Source organism: Parafrankia sp. Ea1.12 (assembly GCF_900465275.1).
Lineage (GTDB): Bacteria > Actinomycetota > Actinomycetes > Frankiales > Frankiaceae > Parafrankia > Parafrankia soli.
The window spans coordinates 1-18,464 of sequence record NZ_UBIZ01000151.1 but is presented as its reverse complement, the minus strand read 5'-3'; the positions used below and the strand labels follow the sequence as shown (position 1 = coordinate 18,464).

17 protein-coding genes and 1 pseudogene are annotated in these 18,464 nt (G+C 70.9%); 13 read left to right on the top strand and 5 right to left on the bottom strand.

Annotation, left to right across the window (positions count from 1 at the left end; translation table 11 throughout):
- Window positions 1–339 precede the first annotated feature (339 nt).
- The 3 genes from FMEAI12_RS04190 to FMEAI12_RS04180 all read left to right on the top strand — a co-directional run bounded on the left by FMEAI12_RS04190 (window position 340) and on the right by FMEAI12_RS04180 (window position 3,369).
- A complete protein-coding gene (locus FMEAI12_RS04190) occupies window positions 340–912 on the top strand; it encodes an IS607 family transposase (RefSeq protein ID WP_112105032.1) in 573 nt (190 codons plus the stop codon).
- Window positions 909–2,237 carry an IS607 family element RNA-guided endonuclease TnpB gene (gene tnpB, locus FMEAI12_RS04185; RefSeq protein WP_112105031.1) on the top strand — a complete coding sequence of 443 codons (1,329 nt, stop codon included), beginning with the start codon at window positions 909–911 and terminating at the stop codon, window positions 2,235–2,237. Before FMEAI12_RS04190 ends, tnpB begins: the two co-directional genes overlap by 4 nt.
- Window positions 2,238–2,565: 328 nt before the next feature.
- Complete coding sequence (locus tag FMEAI12_RS04180) at window positions 2,566–3,369, top strand: N-acetylmuramoyl-L-alanine amidase (protein WP_112105030.1); 804 nt, start codon at window positions 2,566–2,568, stop codon at window positions 3,367–3,369.
- Window positions 3,370–3,427: 58 nt separating this feature from the next.
- On the opposite strand, the gene FMEAI12_RS04175 is transcribed toward FMEAI12_RS04180, so the two are convergent.
- Both FMEAI12_RS04175 and FMEAI12_RS04170 read right to left on the bottom strand, forming a co-directional pair.
- Window positions 3,428–4,744: an ABC transporter permease gene (locus FMEAI12_RS04175; RefSeq protein ID WP_112105029.1), complete on the bottom strand. Its 1,317-nt coding sequence runs from the start codon at window positions 4,742–4,744 to the stop codon at window positions 3,428–3,430.
- Window positions 4,741–5,721: an ABC transporter ATP-binding protein gene (locus tag FMEAI12_RS04170; protein ID WP_071059643.1), complete on the bottom strand. Its 981-nt coding sequence runs from the start codon at window positions 5,719–5,721 to the stop codon at window positions 4,741–4,743. Before FMEAI12_RS04170 ends, FMEAI12_RS04175 begins: the two co-directional genes overlap by 4 nt.
- A gap of 175 nt (window positions 5,722–5,896) precedes the next feature.
- Between FMEAI12_RS04170 and FMEAI12_RS04165 the strand changes: the two genes are divergently transcribed.
- Genes FMEAI12_RS04165 through FMEAI12_RS04155 form a run of 3 tightly spaced genes read left to right on the top strand, consistent with a single transcriptional unit; the run spans window position 5,897 to window position 7,875 of the window.
- Complete coding sequence (locus tag FMEAI12_RS04165) at window positions 5,897–6,844, top strand: SPFH domain-containing protein (protein WP_071059639.1); 948 nt, start codon at window positions 5,897–5,899, stop codon at window positions 6,842–6,844.
- Between the two features lie 23 nt (window positions 6,845–6,867).
- A complete protein-coding gene (locus FMEAI12_RS04160; RefSeq protein ID WP_071059638.1) occupies window positions 6,868–7,140 on the top strand; it encodes a hypothetical protein in 273 nt (90 codons plus the stop codon).
- A gap of 24 nt (window positions 7,141–7,164) precedes the next feature.
- Window positions 7,165–7,875, top strand: a complete 711-nt coding sequence (locus FMEAI12_RS04155) for a GPP34 family phosphoprotein (RefSeq protein ID WP_071059637.1) — start codon at window positions 7,165–7,167, stop codon at window positions 7,873–7,875.
- Between the two features lie 29 nt (window positions 7,876–7,904).
- On the opposite strand, the gene FMEAI12_RS04150 is transcribed toward FMEAI12_RS04155, so the two are convergent.
- Together FMEAI12_RS04150 and FMEAI12_RS04145 are read right to left on the bottom strand one after the other, a co-directional pair.
- Window positions 7,905–8,516, bottom strand: coding sequence for an SRPBCC family protein (locus FMEAI12_RS04150; RefSeq protein WP_112105028.1), 612 nt, complete (start codon window positions 8,514–8,516; stop codon window positions 7,905–7,907).
- Between the two features lie 141 nt (window positions 8,517–8,657).
- Window positions 8,658–9,494: an undecaprenyl-diphosphate phosphatase gene (locus tag FMEAI12_RS04145; RefSeq protein ID WP_112105027.1), complete on the bottom strand. Its 837-nt coding sequence runs from the start codon at window positions 9,492–9,494 to the stop codon at window positions 8,658–8,660.
- 306 nt (window positions 9,495–9,800) lie between these two features.
- Between FMEAI12_RS04145 and FMEAI12_RS04140 the strand changes: the two genes are divergently transcribed.
- From FMEAI12_RS04140 to FMEAI12_RS04110, 7 genes are all read left to right on the top strand, one after another.
- A complete protein-coding gene (locus FMEAI12_RS04140; RefSeq protein WP_112105026.1) occupies window positions 9,801–11,039 on the top strand; it encodes an alpha/beta hydrolase in 1,239 nt (412 codons plus the stop codon).
- A 133-nt stretch (window positions 11,040–11,172) separates the two neighbouring features.
- Window positions 11,173–11,832 carry a TetR/AcrR family transcriptional regulator gene (locus FMEAI12_RS04135; RefSeq protein ID WP_071059634.1) on the top strand — a complete coding sequence of 220 codons (660 nt, stop codon included), beginning with the start codon at window positions 11,173–11,175 and terminating at the stop codon, window positions 11,830–11,832.
- 88 nt (window positions 11,833–11,920) lie between these two features.
- Window positions 11,921–13,693, top strand: coding sequence for a GGDEF domain-containing protein (locus FMEAI12_RS04130; protein ID WP_112105025.1), 1,773 nt, complete (start codon window positions 11,921–11,923; stop codon window positions 13,691–13,693).
- 213 nt (window positions 13,694–13,906) lie between these two features.
- Window positions 13,907–15,208 carry an acyl-CoA dehydrogenase family protein gene (locus tag FMEAI12_RS04125; RefSeq protein ID WP_112105024.1) on the top strand — a complete coding sequence of 434 codons (1,302 nt, stop codon included), beginning with the start codon at window positions 13,907–13,909 and terminating at the stop codon, window positions 15,206–15,208.
- Window positions 15,205–16,227 (top strand): phosphotransferase family protein, encoded by a 1,023-nt coding sequence (locus FMEAI12_RS04120; protein ID WP_112105023.1) that lies wholly within the window; start codon window positions 15,205–15,207, stop codon window positions 16,225–16,227. The genes FMEAI12_RS04125 and FMEAI12_RS04120 overlap by 4 nt, the downstream gene beginning before the upstream one ends.
- A complete protein-coding gene (locus FMEAI12_RS04115) occupies window positions 16,224–17,027 on the top strand; it encodes an enoyl-CoA hydratase-related protein (RefSeq protein WP_071059631.1) in 804 nt (267 codons plus the stop codon). The genes FMEAI12_RS04120 and FMEAI12_RS04115 overlap by 4 nt, the downstream gene beginning before the upstream one ends.
- A 63-nt stretch (window positions 17,028–17,090) precedes the next feature.
- The gene (locus FMEAI12_RS04110; protein WP_112105022.1) at window positions 17,091–18,068 is read left to right on the top strand and encodes an NADPH:quinone oxidoreductase family protein; all 978 of its coding nucleotides are present in this window, start codon (window positions 17,091–17,093) and stop codon (window positions 18,066–18,068) included.
- Between the two features lie 178 nt (window positions 18,069–18,246).
- Here FMEAI12_RS04110 and FMEAI12_RS04105 read toward each other — a convergent pair.
- A pseudogene (locus FMEAI12_RS04105) lies at window positions 18,247–18,464 on the bottom strand (amidohydrolase); the annotation flags it as partial.

Below are 18,464 nucleotides of genomic sequence, written 5' to 3'. Positions count from 1 at the left end.
CTGGCCCACCCCTGAAGGGTCCGCCGCTCGGCCCCGGTGAGCACGAGCGGCAGACTCGGCTTACCTGCCATACCTCCATGACACCGCAGGTCCCATGAGATCGCAGATCTCCGGACCGGGACACTAGCTCGGCAATCCGCGCACTTATTGATCAAATCAAACCATGAAAGCAAACCAAATCATCAACACACAGACAATCTGCCTCGCACCGTCGAAGAACGCACCCAGTCGAAGCCGGCCCGCTCGGCCGACCCAGATGTGCGGGGTTCCCAGTACAAGGGGGTGTAACTGTTACGTTGATAATGGTCTTTATTGATCATTGCGTGCCATGATGGTCGTGTGAACCTCAAGGAGTGGGCCGAGTCGCAGGGCATCGCCTCTGTGACGGCTCGCCGCTGGTTCAACGCCGGGAAGCTACCCGTCCCGGCCCGCAAGGTCGGCGGGCTGATCATCGTCGGGGATGTCGACCGGACCCCCTCCCCCGGTGAGACCGTGGTGTACGCCCGTGTCTCGTCCGCGGACCAGAAACCCGGCCTTGACCGGCAGGTCGCCCAGGTCACCACGTGGGCCACGGGCGAGGGCCTGCCGGTCGACCGGGTGGTGACCGAGGTCGGCTCGGGGCTGAACGGTCACCGGCGGAAGTTTCTTGCCCTGCTCCGCCACCTGAGGGCCGTCACGATCATCGTCGAGCGTCGTGACCGGTTCGCCGGCGTCGGTGCCGAGTACGTCGAAGCGGCCTTTGCCGTGTCCGGCCGGCGGCTGCTGGTCATCGATCCCGCGAAGGTCGATGACGGCTGTGTCCGGGATATCACCGGGATCGTGACGTCGGTGTGCGCCCGGTTGTACGGCCGCCGCACCGCTGGGAACAGAGCGCGGCGGGCTGTCGAAGCCGCCGCTGGGGCCGCCGGGTGAGGACAGTGCAGGCTTACCGGTTCGCTCTGGACCCGAACGAGGTGCAGCGGGCCGCGCTTACCCGGCATGCCGGGGCGGCCCGGTTCGCCTACAACTGGGGCTTGTCGCGGGTGAAGGCCGCGCTGGCGCAGCGGGAGGCGGAGAAGTCCTACGGTGTGCCCGGGGATCTGCTGACCCCGGTGCCGTGGACGTTGCCCGCGTTGCGGTTGGAGTGGAACAAGGCCAAGGCGGGGGTCGCTCCGTGGTGGGCGGAGTGCTCGAAGGAGGCGTACAGCGCCGGACTCGATCAGCTCGCCCGGGGGTTGAAGAACTTCACCGCGTCCCGGCACGGGAGGCGGAAGGGCCGCCGGGTCGGTTTCCCCCGGTTCAAGAAGCGCGGGAAGGCCCGCGATTCGTTCCGCTACACCACCGGCTCCTACGGCCCGGACGGCGACCGGCATGTGAAGCTGCCCCGGATCGGCCGGGTGAAGGCCTGCGAGGCGATGGGCGCGCTGACCGGTCGGCTCGCCGGCGGCAGGGCCCGGCTGTTGGGCGCGACCGTGGCCAGGACCGCCAGCCGGTGGTTCGTGTCGTTCACCGTCGAGGTCGACCGGGAGGTTCCCACCGGCCCGTCGCGGTCGCAGCGCACGGCCGGGCCGGTCGGTGTCGATGTGGGCGTGAAGCATCTCGCTGTGCTTTCCACCGGGGAGATGATCGCGAACCCGAGGTATCTGGCCGGGTCATTGCGCCGGCTGCGGAGCGCTTCGCGGGCCTACGCCCGGTCCACCCCCGGATCGGCCGGACGGCGCAAGCGCGCGGCCCGGCTCGCCCGCATCCACGCCCGGGTCGCCCACCAGCGCCGTAACGGGTTGCACACGCTCACCACCCGGCTCGCGAAAACCCACGACACGATCGTCGTGGAAGATCTCCACGTTGCGGGGATGGTACGTAACCGGCGGCTGGCTCGTGCGGTCTCCGACACGGGGATGGCGCAGATCCGCCGCCAGCTCACCTACAAGACCGGCTGGTACGGATCGAGACTCATCGTTGCGGACCGCTGGTATCCGAGTTCGAAGACCTGTTCCGGCTGTGGCTGGCGAAACCCAAGCCTGACGCTGTCGGACCGCACCTTCCGCTGCCAGCCCTGCGGGCTGGTCCTCGACCGTGACGTGAACGCCGCGGTCAACCTGCGTAACCTCGTCGCCGCCAGTGCGTCGGAGACGGAAAACACCCGCGGAGCCGACCGTAAGACCCACTCCGGTGGGCGGGTGGCTGGGAAACGGGAACCCGGCACGGCCTCGGCCGGTCAGACCGGGAGCGCCGCCCCGCAAGGGACGGCAGGCTGACCGGTGAACGCCAAAACACACCGGAACGCAACAGTAGGAATCCCTCTTGTAACGCATCCTCAGGCGATCACACGCGAAACACCGAAGGCATGTCCTGGGACCGACCACCAGGACGGCGGGCGCGGGCCGCGGCGGCCACCCCGACACCACACAGACACGAAGAGGAACACGTGACTCGTCCAGACCGACGGCAACCGGTACGTCGAGCGCAGGCAGGGACCCGAACACTGGCAGGGGCCCAGGCGCCGGCAGGGGCCCGAATGCCGGCGGGGACCCGACCGCAGACGGAGACCGGGTACGCGGCGATCACGAACGGCCGGGACTGACCGTGGCCGCCACCCTCTACCCACCGGCCCGCAACCGCCCGGTCCGCAACACGTCCGGGACGATGGTGGAGCCGACCCGCGGGCTGATCCCCCACGTCCAGGTCGGCACCGGTTCGCTCTTCGGCTGGTTCGACAGTCCGGCCAGCCAGGTCAGCGCCCACCTGTGGCTGTCGAAGGCGGGCGAGTTCGAGCAGTACGTCCCGTTCGACCGCCGGGCCTGGGCGCAGGCCGCGGGCAACCCGTTCTGGATCAGCGTCGAGTGCGAGGGGTACGACTCCGAGGACTACACGGCGATCCAGGTACAGCGCCTCGGCGAGCTCTTCGCCTGGGGGATGCGTGAGTTCGGCTGGCGCCCCGAGATCACGGACTCACCCAACGGCTACGGGCTCGGCACGCACCGCATGGGCGGCGCGGCGTGGGGTGGTCACTCGTGCCCGGGGAACGTCCGCGCGAACCGCCGGGGCGACATCCTCGCGGCCGCGCTGGGGGCGTCCCCCGGGGGCTCGCTCGCGGACCCGCGACAGCGGTACGCGGGGATGCCGACCTTGCGGGAGGGGATGAGCGGGCCGGAGGTCGTCACCCTGCAGAACGCACTGAACATCATTTTCGGCCACGAGGCGCCGACGGGTGACCCCTACCGCCTGGCGCCCGACGGAGCCTACGGCGCGCGCACCACCGCCCGGGTTGCCTCGCTTCAGCGGTACGCGACGCCGTGGTTCGGCCGCATACCCGAGGACGGGGTCTGCGGCCCGAACACCTGGCGCAAGATCGGCTATGTCCTCACCGGGATGAACCGCCAAGTATGAGTCGGCCGGGCCCGAGCCGGGGCCGAGGGTCGGGACCGGGACCGGGACCCGCGGCGGCTCAGGCCTCGCGCAGGGCGTCCCGGAAGGAGACCCTCGCCCCGGTCCGCAGCACCGCGTTGCGGTAGATCCGCCCGGTGAGCCGGACGAGCACGCCGATCAGCGCCAAGGCGAGCACCACCGAGAGGACCAACTGCCACACCGGCGCCACCCCGAGCGCGATCCGCATCGGCATCAGCACCGGCGCGAAGATCGGCAGCAGGGACAGCACCGCGATCAGGCCGTTGTCGGGATCGCCCGGCACGATCGAGATCCCCAGCACCCAGGGCACCACGATCGCCAGCACGATGGGGCTCGAGATGCCCCCGACGTCCTCCTGCCGGGAGACCATCGCCCCGACCGCGGCGAACGGGAGGGCGTAGAGGAAGAACCCGATGACGTACCAGACCACCGACCAGATCACCGTCCCGGTGGCCTCGCCGGAGGGCAGCGAGAGCGCGCCGGTGACCAGCGCGGCGACCAGGCCCCCGCCGGCCAGCACGATCATCTGGATCAGCGCTACCAGCCCGATGCCCAACACCTTGCCGGCCATGAGCGTCCACGGGCGGACCGTCGACAGCAGCAGCTCGACCACCCGGCTCGACTTCTCCTCGATCACCCCCTGGGAGACGGCCGGCCCGTAGAGCATCAGGCCCATGTAGATCAGCAACGCGGCGGCGATCCCGAGGACGAGCCGCTCGCCCTGGTGGGCCGGCGCCGGGTCGAGCTGGGTGACATCGACCCGCGTGGCGGCGACCGCCTCGTTCACCCGGGCCGGGTCGCCGCCGAGCACGCTGATCTCGTTGTCGAGAACCTGCTGGCGGGCCACAACAGCCAGCACGGCGCGCCACTCGTCGTTCAGGTCCTCCTTGACGGCAACGCGCAGGCCGTTCGGGGACGCGGTCACGAGGGCGTCCAGATCGCCGTCGGCGACCTGGCGCAACCCGGTGGCCTCGTCGGGCACCTCGCGGGTCGTGATGCCGACGTCCAGGCTCCGGGCGGCGGCGGTGAGCGGCGCCGTGATCGCGGACTCCGCCGCCGTCACGCCGACGGACTCCGTCGAATCGCCGCCGCCGACCAGGTCGATCACGACCGCGGCGCCGACGAGCAGGACGAGGAGGGCGACGGTGGTGATCCGGAAGACCTTGGAACGCAGCCGTACGCCGAGCTCGCGACCGGCGACGAGCCGCACGGTCGCCCAGGAGCCCAGCGCCGGATAGTCGCCCCGGCCGCCGGAACCCGGCGCCAGCGCCGGCCCGGCGCCGGTCTGGGCCGGGATGCCTGGGGCCGGGCCGGCCGTGGCCTCGCGGCCGTGTTCGTGATCGGATTCCGGGCTCATGCCACCGTCACCTCGTCCGTCGCGCCCGCCGTGTCAGATCCGGAGCCGGTACGGGAGCGGACGCCGGGGGCGCCCTCGTCGGTGCTCACCGCGGAGCGGAACAGCTCGGCGAGTGACGGCCGGCCGCGGCGGAACTCCCGCACCGGACCGACCGCCAGCGCCCGGCGCAGCAGGTCCTGGTCGTCGGCGCCGGGAGCGAGGTCGACCACCGTACGGTCCCCCTCTGTGGCGCGGACGGTCATCCCGGGCAGGTCCTCGGCCCAGCCCGGTGGGGCCCCGGGCACCTCGACGACGATCCGCTCGGTGCCGTCCGCCCGCAGCTCGTCGACCGTGCCGGCGGCGACCATCCGCCCGGCGGCGACGATGCCGACCCGGTCGCAGAGCCGCTCGACGAGCTCGAGCTGGTGGCTGGAGAACACCACGGGAACCCCCTCGTCGCACTTCTCCCGCAGCACCTGGCTCATGACGTCGACCGCGACCGGGTCGAGCCCGGAGAACGGCTCGTCCAGCACGAGGACCTCCGGGTCGTGCACGAGCGCGGCGGCGAGCTGGACCCGCTGCTGGTTGCCGAGGCTGAGCTTCTGTACCTCGTCGTCCCGCCGCGCCGCGACGCCCAGCCGCTCGAGCCAGGCGTCGGCGGAGCGGCCGGCGGCAGCGGCCGGCATCCCGTGCAGCCGGGCGAGGTGGACGAGCTGGTCGCGGACCTGCATCTTCGGGTACAGGCCCCGTTCCTCGGGCATGTAGCCGATCCGGCGGCGGGCGGCGAGGTCGACCGGGCGGCCGGCCCACCGGACCTGCCCGGCATCGGCCGCGAGCACCCCGAGCACGATGCGCATCGTCGTCGTCTTGCCCGCCCCGTTGCTGCCGACGAAGCCGAACAGCTCCCCCTCGCGAACGTCGAAGGTCATGCCGTCGAGCGCGACGACCTCGCCGTACCGCTTGCGCACATCGTCGATCTCGAGCCGCCTGTCCGGCATCGACCACCTCCGCGTCACGTCCTGCTGCTGGACGACCACATAGTACCGAGCTAAAGTGATATCACTTTGATACCTCGGCGCTAGCGCAGAGGTAGCCGGGCCCGACCAGCACACCAGGTCGGAACGCGCCGAGCGGACCGGCTCGCCAGATCCAGCTCCTCATTCGGAGGCACACATGAGCACCGAGGCACCGCAGGTGGACGTCGAACATGTCGTTGTCGACATGCCCGAACCGAGCGTCCGGGAACACCACGCGAAGGACCACTCGGGCCTGTTGGCCCTGCTGGCGGGCCTGTTGGGCATGCTGGCCTGCCTCGCGATCGGTATCGCCGGGATCGTCGTCGCCGCCGACCACTCCGCCCCCGTCGGCGCCGTCCTCATCGTGGTCGGCGTGCTCGGCCTCATCGCCGCGTTCTTCGCGCTGTGCGGCCTGACCGCCGTCGCGCCGGGCGAGGCCCGGGTCGTCGCGCTGTTCGGCCGCTACGTAGGGACGATCCGCACCACCGGGCTGCGCTGGGTGAACCCCTTCACCACGCGCAAGAAGGTCTCCACCCGCATCCGCAACCACGAGAGCGGCGTGGCGAAGGTGAACGACGCCGACGGAAACCCGATCGAAATCGCGGCCGTCGTGGTCTGGCAGGTGAAGGACACCGCGCAGGCCGTCTTCGAGGTGGACGACTTCGTCGAGTTCGTGGCCATCCAGTCCGAGACCGCCGTGCGGCACATCGCGACGAGCTACCCCTACGACGCGGCCCCCGAGGTCATGTCGCTGCGCGACAACGCCGAGGAGATCACCGCGAAGCTCTCACTGGAGATCGCGGCCCGGGTCGCCTCCGCCGGTGTACACGTGATCGAGTCCCGCATCACCCGGCTGGCGTACGCGCCGGAGATCGCCCAGGCGATGCTCCGGCGCCAGCAGGCGGGCGCCGTCGTCGCGGCCCGCTCGCGGATCGTCGAGGGCGCCGTGGGCATGGTCGAGGCAGCGCTGGAACGCCTCGACCGGGAAAACATCATCGAGCTGGACGAGGAACGGAAGGCAACCATGGTCAGCAACCTGCTCGTGGTCCTGTGCAGCGAACAGTCGACGCAGCCGGTCATCAATGCCGGATCCCTCTACACCTGAGCCGCGGGAGCCGGTGACGGTACGTGGCCGAACGGAAGAAGATCCTGCTGCGCCTCGACCCGGCCGTCCACGACGCGCTGGCGCGATGGGCGTCGGACGAGCTGCGCAGCACCAACGCACAGATCGAGTTCCTGCTGCGGGCCGCGCTCGCGGACCGGGGCCGGCTGCCGAGGGAGGCCGGCGCGATGCCGCGCCGCGGACGCCCACGGCGGGACACCACCACCGACCCCGAGCCCGGCCCCGAGGACGCCCCCTCGACCGAGGCGGTGGACGTCCGCCGCACCCCGCCACCGTGATCGGCAACCGGGAGGAGACCCGTCGTGCAACCACCACCGTCACTACCGGCCCAGCTCTACCTGCTGGCCTACGACCTGGAGCGGAACCGCATGTACCGCTCGCCCTATCTGGGTCGCGCGCTACGCGCGGCCGCCGCGACCGAGCTCTACCAGGCTGGACTGCTGACCGACGAGAACGGCCGGGTCAAGCCCGTCGCGCCCCGTGCGGAGCACCGGCCGCACGCGGAAGGGCGACCGGGCCAGCCTGCTGCGCCGGGCCGGCGGCGCACCCCGACCGCCGATGAGCTGTGCGCACAGCTCATCGGCGAGGTCGGCGCGTCGTCCCGTCACCGGTCGTGGAAGCACTGGGTGAAAAAAAACCAGCGGACCGCCGGCCGGGTCGTGCGCGACCAGCTCGAGGCGGGCCGCTGGATCAGGGTCGAGCGACGCCGAATCCTGGGGATGATCCCGGCGACCTCCGTGACCGTGCGGGACCGGGCGATGGTCCGCCGGCTGCACCGCGAGGTGGAGCAGGTCCTGCACGGAGGGCCGGCCGGCCGCGCCGACCCCGGCCCGGCGAGCCTGGCCGCGCTCCTCGCCGCCGGTCAGATCGGGGCGATGAAAAGCGGCCGGGCCCGGCGGGCACTCAAGGGTCGGCTCGCGCTGCTGGAACCGGTCGCCGGGCCGGCCGTCCCGGCGCTGCGCGCCGCCGTGCGGGAGGCGCAGGCCGCCGAATCAGCCGGTGCAGCCGGTTGACGACTCGGTCGCGGGGTTGACCCGCCAGGTCAGGACTCGCCGCCGCCGGGCTGCGAGTACGTCGCCCCGCCGGTCCCCTGATCCCGCTGCGGGCCACCGGCGCCGCCCGTGCCGGGGGCTTCCGACGAACCCAACCGGCCGGGCTGACCGAACTCACCGGGCTGACCGGACTGACCGGCGGCGTCCGGGCGCGGTACGTCACCCCGCCAGGCTCCGGTCTCCTGTCCACGCTCCTCGATGAAGGACTTGAACCGCTTGAGGTCGTCCTTCACCCGGCGGTCGTCGGCGCCCAGCACCGAGCCGGCCTTCTCCGCGAGCCCCTCGGGCTGCCAGTCCATCTGCACCGTCACCCGGGTGGCGTCGTCGGCCAGCCGGTGGAATGTCACCACGCCGGCGTGACGGGTCCCCTCGGTGCTCTTCCACGAGACGCGCTCGTCCGGGAGTTGCTCGGTGATCGTGGCGTCGAACTCGCGCTCGGCGCCGCCGGCCTTGATCTTCCAGTGGGTGTGGGTGTCGTCCGTCTGCTGGACGGACTCGACCCCCTCCATGAAGTTCGGGAACGACTCGAACTGGGTCCACTGGTTGTAGGCGGTCCGGACCGGGACGGCCACATCGATCGATTCCTGCACGGTGCTCGTCATGGTTCCTCCCATCGACTTCGACGTCGGACGGGTGGGGTCCTCCCCGATGGTGAGGCCCTAACACACGCATCCGGGACGGGAGGGCAAAAGGGTGCCGGGCGGCGCGGATCCTGGAGCGTGATCCCGGCACCGAACCCGGCGTCAGGTCGCGGAGATGATCCCGGTGGCGAGGAGGAACAGGATCACTGAGCCGAGCGCGAGCCGGTAGTAGATGAAGACGCTGTAGCTGTGGCGGGCGACGAACTTGAGCAGCCACGCGATGGCGAAGTAGGCCGTCACGAAGCTCACCACGGTCGCGGTGATGGTGACGGTCCAGCCGACGCCCTGCTCGATGTTGGACGACTCCGTCACGACCTGCAGCAGAGCCGCCGCGAACAGCGCCGGGATGGAAAGGAAGAACGACAGGCGGGTGACCGTCACCCGGTCGATCCCGCACAGCAGCCCGGCGGACATCGTGGACCCCGAACGCGAGATTCCCGGAATCAGCGCCATGCACTGGACGACGCCGATAACCAGCGTGTCCTTCCAGGTCACGTCGTCTTCGTGCCGTTTCTGGGTCGCGACGCGATCGGCGTAGCCCATCACCGCGCTCCACCCGATCAGGGCGGTGCCGACGAACCACAGGCTGCGCAGCGTGGTCTCGATCTGGTCCTTGAAGAGCAGGCCGACTATTCCGATGGGAATGGATCCGACGATCACCGCCACACCGAACCGGAAATCAGGGTGATCGCGGTACTCCGGCCGGGTCACACCCCTGGCCAGGGCGGCGATGATCCGCCGGAAATCATGCCGGAGGTAGAGCAGCGTGGCGAACACCGCGCCGACCTGGATGATCGCCGTGAATGCGGTGATGTCCGGGTCGTCGATGCTGTAGCCGAGCAGCTTCTCGATGATCGTCAGGTGACCGGTACTGGAGACCGGGAGGAACTCGGTGAGCCCCTCGACGGCGCCGAGAAAAACCGCTTCGACGATGTTCATGCCCGCCCTTCCTCCGCACCACCTCCGCCCGGGAGATCGCCAGGAGTGTATGTCGAGAAAGATCACCAATACGCGGTGGGTCCGCCGAGGTCACGCTGCGCGCGCGTCGAACGCCGGCGAGAGCGACCGTCCGCGACCAGGTGACTGTCCGTGATCGGATTGCCGTCCGTGGTCGGGTCGGGCCGGAACGAGGCGCTACCGCTTCCCGCCACCGGCTCGGATACTTGTCCGACCCAATGCCACGGATGTGGCCTATCGACCACGTAACGCCGGCATCGGGCCCGATGTCATGGAACGGGAGCAACAGTGCGCAACGCACCCGACGCGGAGAACTCGGCGGACTCGGCGGACTCGGCGGACTCGCTCCAGGAGCCGGTGCCGCACCAGCCAACGGTTCCCGCGCCCGGCCCGCAGCGACGGCCCGAGCCGGCGGGCCGGCCGGACGGCGGCGTGCTGCGACTCGACCTGCGCATCCCGGTACCCGCCACGCGCGGCCACGACCAGAGCAGTCAGAACCAGAGCAGCCAGCCCGACGGAGCCGACCAGGACGGCTGGCAGATCGCGGTGACCGTCTGCCTGCCCGCGCAGCCATCCCCGTCCGCCGCCGGCCCCGGCACGGACGGTTTGGAGACAGGCGGCCTGGAACCAGGCGGCTCAGCCGCGGGCGGCTCCGGCCCGGGTGTCCCCGTCCTGGTCGGGCTTCCTGGCGGTGGGTACGCCCGGCGGTACTTCGACCTGCCCGAACCCGGCTACAGCCAGGCCGAGCACCACGTCCACCGGGGCGCGGTGGTTGTCATGGTCGACCACCTCGGTGTCGGGGAGAGCAGCGTTCCGCCGACCGAGGTCACCGACCTGCCGACGGTCGCCGCGGCCGGCCACCACGCGGTGACGGCGGTCGTCGACGGCCTGCGTTCCGGCACGCTGGCGCCGGGCGTCGGGCCGGTCGGCGTGTCGGCGGTGATCGGCATGGGGCAGTCGATGGGCGGTCACATCCTGGCCGCCATGCAGGCCCACCACCGCACCTTCGACGGCGTGGCGATCCTGGGCAGCAGCATGACGGCGACGACCATTCCGTGGCGTCCCGGAACGGCCGGCCCGGTGATCCCCGAAGGGTCCTCCCCCGACGAGGCGATGGCGGTCGTCCTGGCGTCAGCCGACTGGATCTACGCGTTCTTCTGGGAGGACGTGCCGGAGTCACTCGTGCGGGCCGACAGCACCGGGGGGCTGCCGGGCCGGCGGACCGCCCCGGTCTGGGGCAGCACCACCTACCCGGGGCTCACCGGCGCCGAGGTACTGCCCGCGGGGGTGGCCGAGGCGGCGGCGAGCATCGACGTCCCGGTCCTGTTCGCGACCGGGACGCGGGACGTGACCGGTCCGCCACTGACCGAGCTGGCCGCCTTCGGTTCGGCCACCGACCTCGCCTGGTTCGTCGCGCCGAGGATGGCGCACATGCACAATTTCGCCGGCACCCGGCACCTGCTGTGGAACCGGCTGGACGCCTTCGCCGCCCAGGTGACCGGCCCGCGAACCACCCGGTTGTGGTGATCCGCCCGGCCAGAGCCCGGTACCCTGACCGCCCCCACAGCCTCCCCGACCCGCCCCGCAAAGAATATAATTCTATTATTCAAAGAACCGAGTTTCGCGCCTCCCAACATCCCGTACCCAAAGGACCTCGACCATGAGCGACACTGCTGGAGTGGAATGGGAGGGCACCCCCGCCTCGGTGCGGGCCGCTGTCGACCGGGCCCTGAACCGGCACCAGCGGGACGCCCTCGTCGAGGTCGAGCAGATCCTCGACGCGGCCCTGCGGGTCGCCGTCCGTGTCGCGCCGGCCGATCCCAAGGTCGCCGACATCGTCGCCGAGGCCGGGACGTCCAACCAGACCTTCTACCGGTACTTCGCCGGCAAGAACGAGCTCATGCACGCGGTGCTGGAGCGCGGGATCGTCATCCTGCGCTCCTACCTTCGCCATCAGATGTCGAAGAAGTCCGATCCTGCCGGCCAGATGACCGCCTGGGTCGACGGCATGATCGCGCAGATCACCCGGCCGGCGCTCGCGCAGCAGGGCTCCACCGTCAACCGGCTGCTCGCCCGGGCCAGTGATTCGGTGCCGGGGCGGGCCACCCTCGACCAGCAGCTCGGCCAGCTGCTCGTCCCGCCGCTGACGGCGGCTGGCCGACCACGGCCGGATCTCGACGCCAGGCTGATCCAGGACGCCGTCCTCGGCACGATGCAGCGCCATGTGGAGCCCTGCACGGTGCCGACCGAGGACGAGCAGCGCCATCTCATCGACTTCTGCGTCTCGATCCTCCAGGCGGGGCCGGCCGCCGCCCACTGAAACCGGGCTCCGCCTCCGACCTCCCACCAGGTCGCCACGCAAAGTAACGATCTGTGTATTTTGCGTCGGTTAACGGTAGGGGAAGGAGATGGGGCACAGCCGTCGGCGCGACCGGCTCTTCCGCCGCGCGGCGGTCGGCGCCGCGGTGCTGACGGGCGCCTGCGTGGTTCTCGCCCAGGTGCTCCCCGACAGCCTGGCGCTGTCCGCCGTCCGGCTGACGGTGATCGGGTTCCTGCTGCTCGGCGGGACGACCTGCGTGGTCGCCGGGCTGCGTCGCCATGGCGCCGAGCGGTGGTGGCGGCTTCTCATGGCGGTGATGGTTCTCGCCGTGGCGGTGGCGTCGGCCGCGGTGTTCCGGGACACGGCGGCGGGGCGATCTCCCGTCCCCCAGCTGACCCCGGCCTCGCTGGTGTATCTGATTCCGCTCGCGATGGGTGTCGCCGGCGTGCTGCTCTACCCGACCGACCCCGTCGAGCACGACGACGCCGAGGACGGCGGGCCGCTGCACGCCTACCGCTGGTACGCGATCACGATCCTGGACGGCATGATCGTGGTCGGCTCGGTGGCGCTGCTGGTCTGGGCCACCGTGCTGGAGCGCACGGTCGGGCACGGCGAACCACTCGGCCCCGGCCCGCTCTACTCGATCATCCTCGCCGCGGTCTCGCTCGTGGTCTTCGTCGTGCTGATCCTGGTGGCCGTGTTCCGCGAGCCGCGCGACAGCCGCGGCCACGCGCTCCTGCTCGCGGGCATGTGCGCCGCCTCGATCTCCGCCATGTGGGAGCTCGCGGTGCTCATCCAGGGCCTGGACGACGTCCTGCGGCTGACCGATCTGCCCATTGGCATCGGTGCGCTGCTCATCGGCCTGGCCGCCATCTCCACCGATCCCGATACGGGTGCCGCTACCGGTGCCGCTACCGGTGCCGCTGTCGACGCCGACGCCGACGCCGACGCCGACATCGTGGGAGTGGGGCTGGCCGCCGTTCCCAGCCCGGGTCGGCGGGCCGCCTCGGCCAGGCTCCGCCGGTGGCACGCGATCCTGCCGTACCTCCCGCTGACCGCGGCCGGGGCGGCGACGGTGCTCCAGATCGCCGGAGACGGCATCGGGCACTGGGAGGAGATCTGGGCACTGCTCGCCCTGCTGCTACTCGCGCTGGTGCGCCAGATGATGACGATGTCGGACAACATCCGCCTGCTCGGCCAGGTGGAGGAGAAACAGCGGCAGCTGCGGCACCAGGCGTTCCACGACCCGCTGACCGGGCTGGCGAACCGCAGCCTGTTCATCGACCGGCTCGAGCGGGCGCTGCGCCGCCAGCCGGGCCCCGCCGAGCGCTTCGCCGTCCTGTTCTGCGACCTCGACGACTTCAAGCGGGTCAACGACGTCCTCGGCCACGCGGCGGGCGACGACCTGCTGCGGATCACCGGCGCACGGCTCGCCGGCTGCGTCCGCGCGGCGGACACCGTGGCCCGCCTCGGCGGTGACGAGTTCGCGATCCTGCTCGTCTCGGCCAACACCGACGATCCCGAGGCAGTCGGACGTCGGCTGGCGGCCGCGGTCCGGGCGCCGGTGCGGCTGGCGAGCCACACCTTCACCGTCGCGGCCAGCGTGGGCCTGGTGACCGTCGACCCGGAGACCGGGACGGGTGCCCCGCACCGAGGCGCGAACCCGGACGCGGAGCCGGACCCGGACCCGGACGTGGAGCCGGACCCGGACGTTCCGGACACCGCCGAGCAGCTGCTGCACCGCGCCGACCTGGCGATGTACGCGGCCAAGGCCAGGCGCAACGGGGAGCCGGCCGTCTACACCCCTGAGCTGGTGGGCCCAGGGCGGGCACGGCCCGCCCTGAACGTCCCGCTGCCCTGAGCCGGCCCGAATCCGACTGCCCCCCCCCGAACCAACCCGAACTGGAATCACTCCAAAAGTGTCCGAACCTGATGAAACGGACTGGACCAGCCCTGAGGTCGGCCCGGCGATCCGTGATCACCGGACCAGTGTCGGATCGATATTTCGATCATTCGGAAGTTGCGTTCTTTGTGTACAGAACGCTATTCTGACCACTCCGAGAGGAGACCGACGATGTCGTGGGACTTCGAGACCGAACCCGAGTACCAGGCCCAGTTGGACTGGGCTAACAAGTTCGTGCGGGAGGAGGTCGAGCCCCTCGACATGGCTTGGCCCGACCTGCAGTTCGTGCCACGCGGCGAGACACTGCAACGGGTCGTCGACCCCCTGCGGCAGCAGGTCAAGGACCACGGCCTGTGGGCGACCCACCTGGGCCCGGAGCTCGGTGGCCAGGGGCACGGGCAGCTCAAGCTGTCGCTGCTCAACGAGATCCTGGGCCGTTCCAGCTGGGCGCCGATCGTCTTCGGGTGCCAGGCGCCCGACACCGGCAACGCCGAGATCATCGCGCACTACGGCACCGAGGCCCAGAAGAAGCAGTACCTGCAGCCGCTGCTGGACGGCGAGTGCTTCTCCTCGTACTCGATGACCGAGCCGCAGGCGGGCTCGGACCCGACCCAGTTCACCTGCAGCGCGGTGAAGGACGGCGACGGGTGGGTGATCAACGGCTGGAAGTTCTTCTCCTCGAACGCCAGCACCGCGCGGTTCGTCATCGTCATGGTGGTCACCAACCCCGATGTCAGCCGGTACCGGGGCATGTCGATGTTCCTGATCCCGACGGACACTCCGGGCATCAACATCGTCCGGAACGTGGGTCTGCCCGGTGAGCCGCTGGGCGAGGGGCACCACGCCCTCATCCACTACGAGGACGTCCGTGTCTCGGACGACGCGCTGCTCGGCGGCGAGGGCCAGGCGTTCGCCATCGCGCAGACCCGCCTGGGCGGCGGGCGGATCCACCACGCGATGCGCACGATCGGCCTGGCGAAGAAGGCGCTGGACATGATGTGCGAGCGCGCGCTGAGCCGCAGCACCCAGGGCAGCCTGCTGGCCGACAAGCAGTTCGTCCAGGGCTTCATCGCCGACTCGTACGCCCAGCTGGCGCAGTTCCGGCTGTTCGTGCTCTACACGGCGTGGTCGATCGACAAGCACAAGGACTACCGCAAGGTCCGCAAGGACATCGCCGCGGTCAAGGTGGTCATGCCCGCGGTCCTGCACGACATCGCCTCGCGGGCGCTGCAGGTGCACGGCGCGCTCGGCGCGAGCAACGAGATGCCCTTCAGCCAGATGGTGATGGGCTCGTTCGTGATGGGCCTCGCCGACGGGCCGACCGAGGTGCACAAGGTCACCGTGGCCAAGCAGGTGCTGCGCGACTACAAGCCCACCGACGACCTGTGGCCCACCGAGCACCTGCCCAAGCGCCTCGCCGCGGCGCGCGAGAAGTACGCCGAGTACCTGGAACTCGAAGTGGGGAACCTGTGATCGACATCGAGCGCCTCGCCACGTGGATGGACGAGGCCGGACTCGCCGGCAAGGGCGAGCCGATCGAGCACCGTTACGTCTCCGGTGGCACGCAGAACGAGATCTACGAGATCCGCCGCGGTGACCTGCACGGAGCGCTGCGCATCCCGCCGGCGGGGGCGCCCGCCAGCCGCGACGCCGGCATCCTGCGCGAGTGGCGCATCATCGAGGCCCTGGACGGGACCGACGTCCCGCACACCGCGGCGCTCGGCATGTGCGAGGACGCCTCCGTCCTCGGCCGCTCCTTCTACATCATGGGTTTCGTGGACGGCTGGTCGCCGATGAGCCAGCGCGGTGTCTGGCCGGAGCCGTTCAACTCCGACCTCGAACTCCGCAAGGGGCTGTCCTACCAGCTCGCCGAGGGCATCGCGCTGCTGTCGAAGGTCGACTGGAAGGCCCGCGGCCTGGAGGGCCTCGGCCGCCCCGACGACTTCCACGAGCGCCAGGTCGACCGCTGGACGGCCTTCCTGAACCGCATCAAGAAGCGGGAGCTGCCCGGCTTCGACGTGGCCGCGCAGTGGCTGCGCACGCACCGGCCGATCGACTACATCCCCGGGCTCATGCACGGCGACTACCAGTTCGCGAACGTGATGTTCCAGCACGGGGCGCCCGCGAAGCTGGCCGCCATCGTCGACTGGGAGATGGGCACGGTCGGCGACCCCAAGCTCGACCTGGCCTGGATGCTGCAGAGCTGGCCCGAGGACACCAGCTCGACCGACCTGATCGGCAAGAGCTACGCGGATCTCTACGCGATGCCGACGAAGTCCCAGCTCCTCGCGCACTACGCGGAGGTGTCCGGCCGGCAGGTCGACGACTACGACTACTACCTGATCCTCTGCAAGTTCAAGCTCGCCATCGTCCTCGAGCAGGGCTTCCAGCGGGCGGGTGACGACGAGAAGCTGTTGACGTTCGGCCCGATCGTGCTCGGCGCCATGCAGGAGGCCGCCGACCTCGCGGAGAGCACGGACTACAAGCGATGACCGACACCGACACCAGCACCGCGGACATCCTGCTGGAACGGGTCGGGGCGGTGCTGGTCATCCGCCTCAACCGGCCCGAGGCCCGCAACGCCCTGACCCCCGCGCTGCTCAGCGCCATCGGCTCGGCGATCCTCACCGCGGAGTCGGACCCCGACATCCGGGTGGCCGTGCTGACCGCCGCGGGTGAGAAGGCGTTCTGCGTCGGGATGGACCTGAAGGCCTTCACCTCGGGCGGGGGCTTCTCCCAGATCGCCCCGGAGGACAAGGAGGGCCGGGCGGCCTTCGACCGGCTGATGAGCGGCGACGTCAAGGTCCCCCTCGTCGGCGCCGCGAACGGCACCGCGGTCGGCGGCGGCTTCGAGCTGCTGCTCTCCTGTGACGTCGTCGTGGCCTCTTCGGCGGCGAAGTTCGGCCTGCCCGAGGTCAAGCGAGGCCTGCTCGCGGCCGGCGGAGGCGCGGTCGCCATCGCCAGCCGGATCCCCCTCGCCCTCGCGCTGGAGCTGACCCTCACCGGCGACACCGTGGACGCCGCGCGCGCCCAGCAGCTCGGCCTGGTCAACGCGGTGACCGAACCGGAGAAGGTGCTCGAGGCGGCGCTGGCGTTCGCCGAGCGCATCGCCGCCAACGGCCCGCTCGCCGTCGCCGCGACCAAGGAGATCGTCCGGGCCGCCGCGGCCGACCCCGCGCGCGGGCAGGAGCGCATGGCGCAGCTCTCGCCGGCGGTGTTCAAGAGCGAGGACGCCAAGGAGGGCGCGATGGCGTTCATCCAGAAGCGCACGCCGCAGTGGAAGGGCCGGTGACCATGCGCCGCCCGCTCACCGTCACCGGGCTGCGCCCGCGCGTCAGCGGCCGGGTGGGCTGAGGTGCGCGCCGCGGTCTGCCGCGAGTACGGGCCGCCCGAGGTCGTCCACGTCGAGGAGTTCCCCGCTCCCGAGCCGCAGCCCGACCAGGTCGGCGTGCGGGTGCACGCGGCGGCGGTGAACTACTCCGACGTCCTGCTGGTCGCGGGTGAGTACCAGATCAAGGTGCCGCCGCCGTTCGTTCCCGGCAGCGAGTTCGCCGGTGTCGTCGAGACGGTCGGTGCGGACGTGACCGGCGTGTCCGTCGGCGACCGCGTGTTCGGCACCGGCATGGTCGGTGCCTTCGGCGAGGTCGCGGTGGCGCGGGCCGCCGGCATCACCCGCACGCCGGACGGCATCGCCGACACCGTGGCCGCCGCCTTCGGCGTGGCGCACCGCACCTCGTACCACATGCTCCGGTCGGTGGCCCGGCTGCAGCCCGGCGAGCAGCTCGTCGTGCTCGGCGCGGGTGGCGGGGTGGGCCTCGCCGCCGTCCAGCTCGGGGCGGCGTTGGGCGCCACGGTGACGGCGGTGGCGTCGTCCGCGCGCAAACTCGAGGTGGCGGCCGCCAACGGCGCCACCCACCTCATCGACCACCGCGCGAACGACCTCCGCAAGGCGCTGAAGGAGACCCTCCCGGACGGCGCCGACGTGGTCATCGACCCCGTCGGCGGCGACCTGGCCGAGCCCGCGCTGCGTTCGCTGCGCTGGCGCGGCCGGTTCGTCACGGTGGGCTACGCCGCGGGCTCGATCCCGCGGATCCCGCTCAACCTGGTGCTGCTCAAGGGCATCCAGATCGGCGGGATGCAGCTGCGCGACCTGGGTACGCACGCGCCGGACGAGCTCCAGCGCAACGAGCGGGAGCTCATGGAACTGTTCGCCGCGGGCAGGGCGGTGCCGCACATCGGCGCCAGCTTCACCTTCGACGAGACAGCGGCGGCGCTGCGCTATGTGGCCGACGGCCACGCCATCGGGAAGATCGTCCTGGAGATCGCCCCGTAGCACGGCCCGGGACGTCCACCGCGGGTGCGGCGTGGTGGACGTCCCGAGGGGGGCCGGAAACGACGCCCGGCGCGGCGCAGCCACAACGAGGTGGGTGCGTCGCGCCGGGTCTTTTCGTTTTCGTGCCGCTGGCCGACTCCGACTCCGGTGGAGCGGGAGCCGGCCAGGGCGTGCGTTCTCAGATGGTCTCGGGGTGCTTCTCCGCGAAGATGCGGGCCCATTCCTTGCGGGACCGGATGGCGGTGTCGACGTCGGTGGCGATGGCCCGGCGGGCGCCGACGGTCGCGCGCTCCTTGGGGATCTCGGAGAACGGGTCCCAGTTGAAGAACCGGCAGGCGTTCTGCCAGGTGATCTTGTCGATCTCCTCGTCGGTCGCACCGGCGTTGTTCAGCTCGT

Excerpts from the sequence above, each read along its gene's own strand:
- FMEAI12_RS04170 (WP_071059643.1), bottom strand. The coding sequence starts at position 5,721 with ATGCCGGACAGGCGGCTCGAGATCGACGATGTGCGCAAGCGGTACGGC.
- FMEAI12_RS04115 (WP_071059631.1), top strand. The coding sequence starts at position 16,224 with ATGACCGACACCGACACCAGCACCGCGGACATCCTGCTGGAACGGGTC.
- FMEAI12_RS04150 (WP_112105028.1), bottom strand. The coding sequence starts at position 8,516 with ATGACGAGCACCGTGCAGGAATCGATCGATGTGGCCGTCCCGGTCCGG.
- FMEAI12_RS04175 (WP_112105029.1), bottom strand. The coding sequence starts at position 4,744 with ATGAGCCCGGAATCCGATCACGAACACGGCCGCGAGGCCACGGCCGGC.
- FMEAI12_RS04135 (WP_071059634.1), top strand. The coding sequence starts at position 11,173 with ATGAGCGACACTGCTGGAGTGGAATGGGAGGGCACCCCCGCCTCGGTG.
- FMEAI12_RS04125 (WP_112105024.1), top strand. The coding sequence starts at position 13,907 with ATGTCGTGGGACTTCGAGACCGAACCCGAGTACCAGGCCCAGTTGGAC.
- FMEAI12_RS04165 (WP_071059639.1), top strand. The coding sequence starts at position 5,897 with ATGAGCACCGAGGCACCGCAGGTGGACGTCGAACATGTCGTTGTCGAC.
- FMEAI12_RS04145 (WP_112105027.1), bottom strand. The coding sequence starts at position 9,494 with ATGAACATCGTCGAAGCGGTTTTTCTCGGCGCCGTCGAGGGGCTCACC.
- FMEAI12_RS04130 (WP_112105025.1), top strand. The coding sequence starts at position 11,921 with ATGGGGCACAGCCGTCGGCGCGACCGGCTCTTCCGCCGCGCGGCGGTC.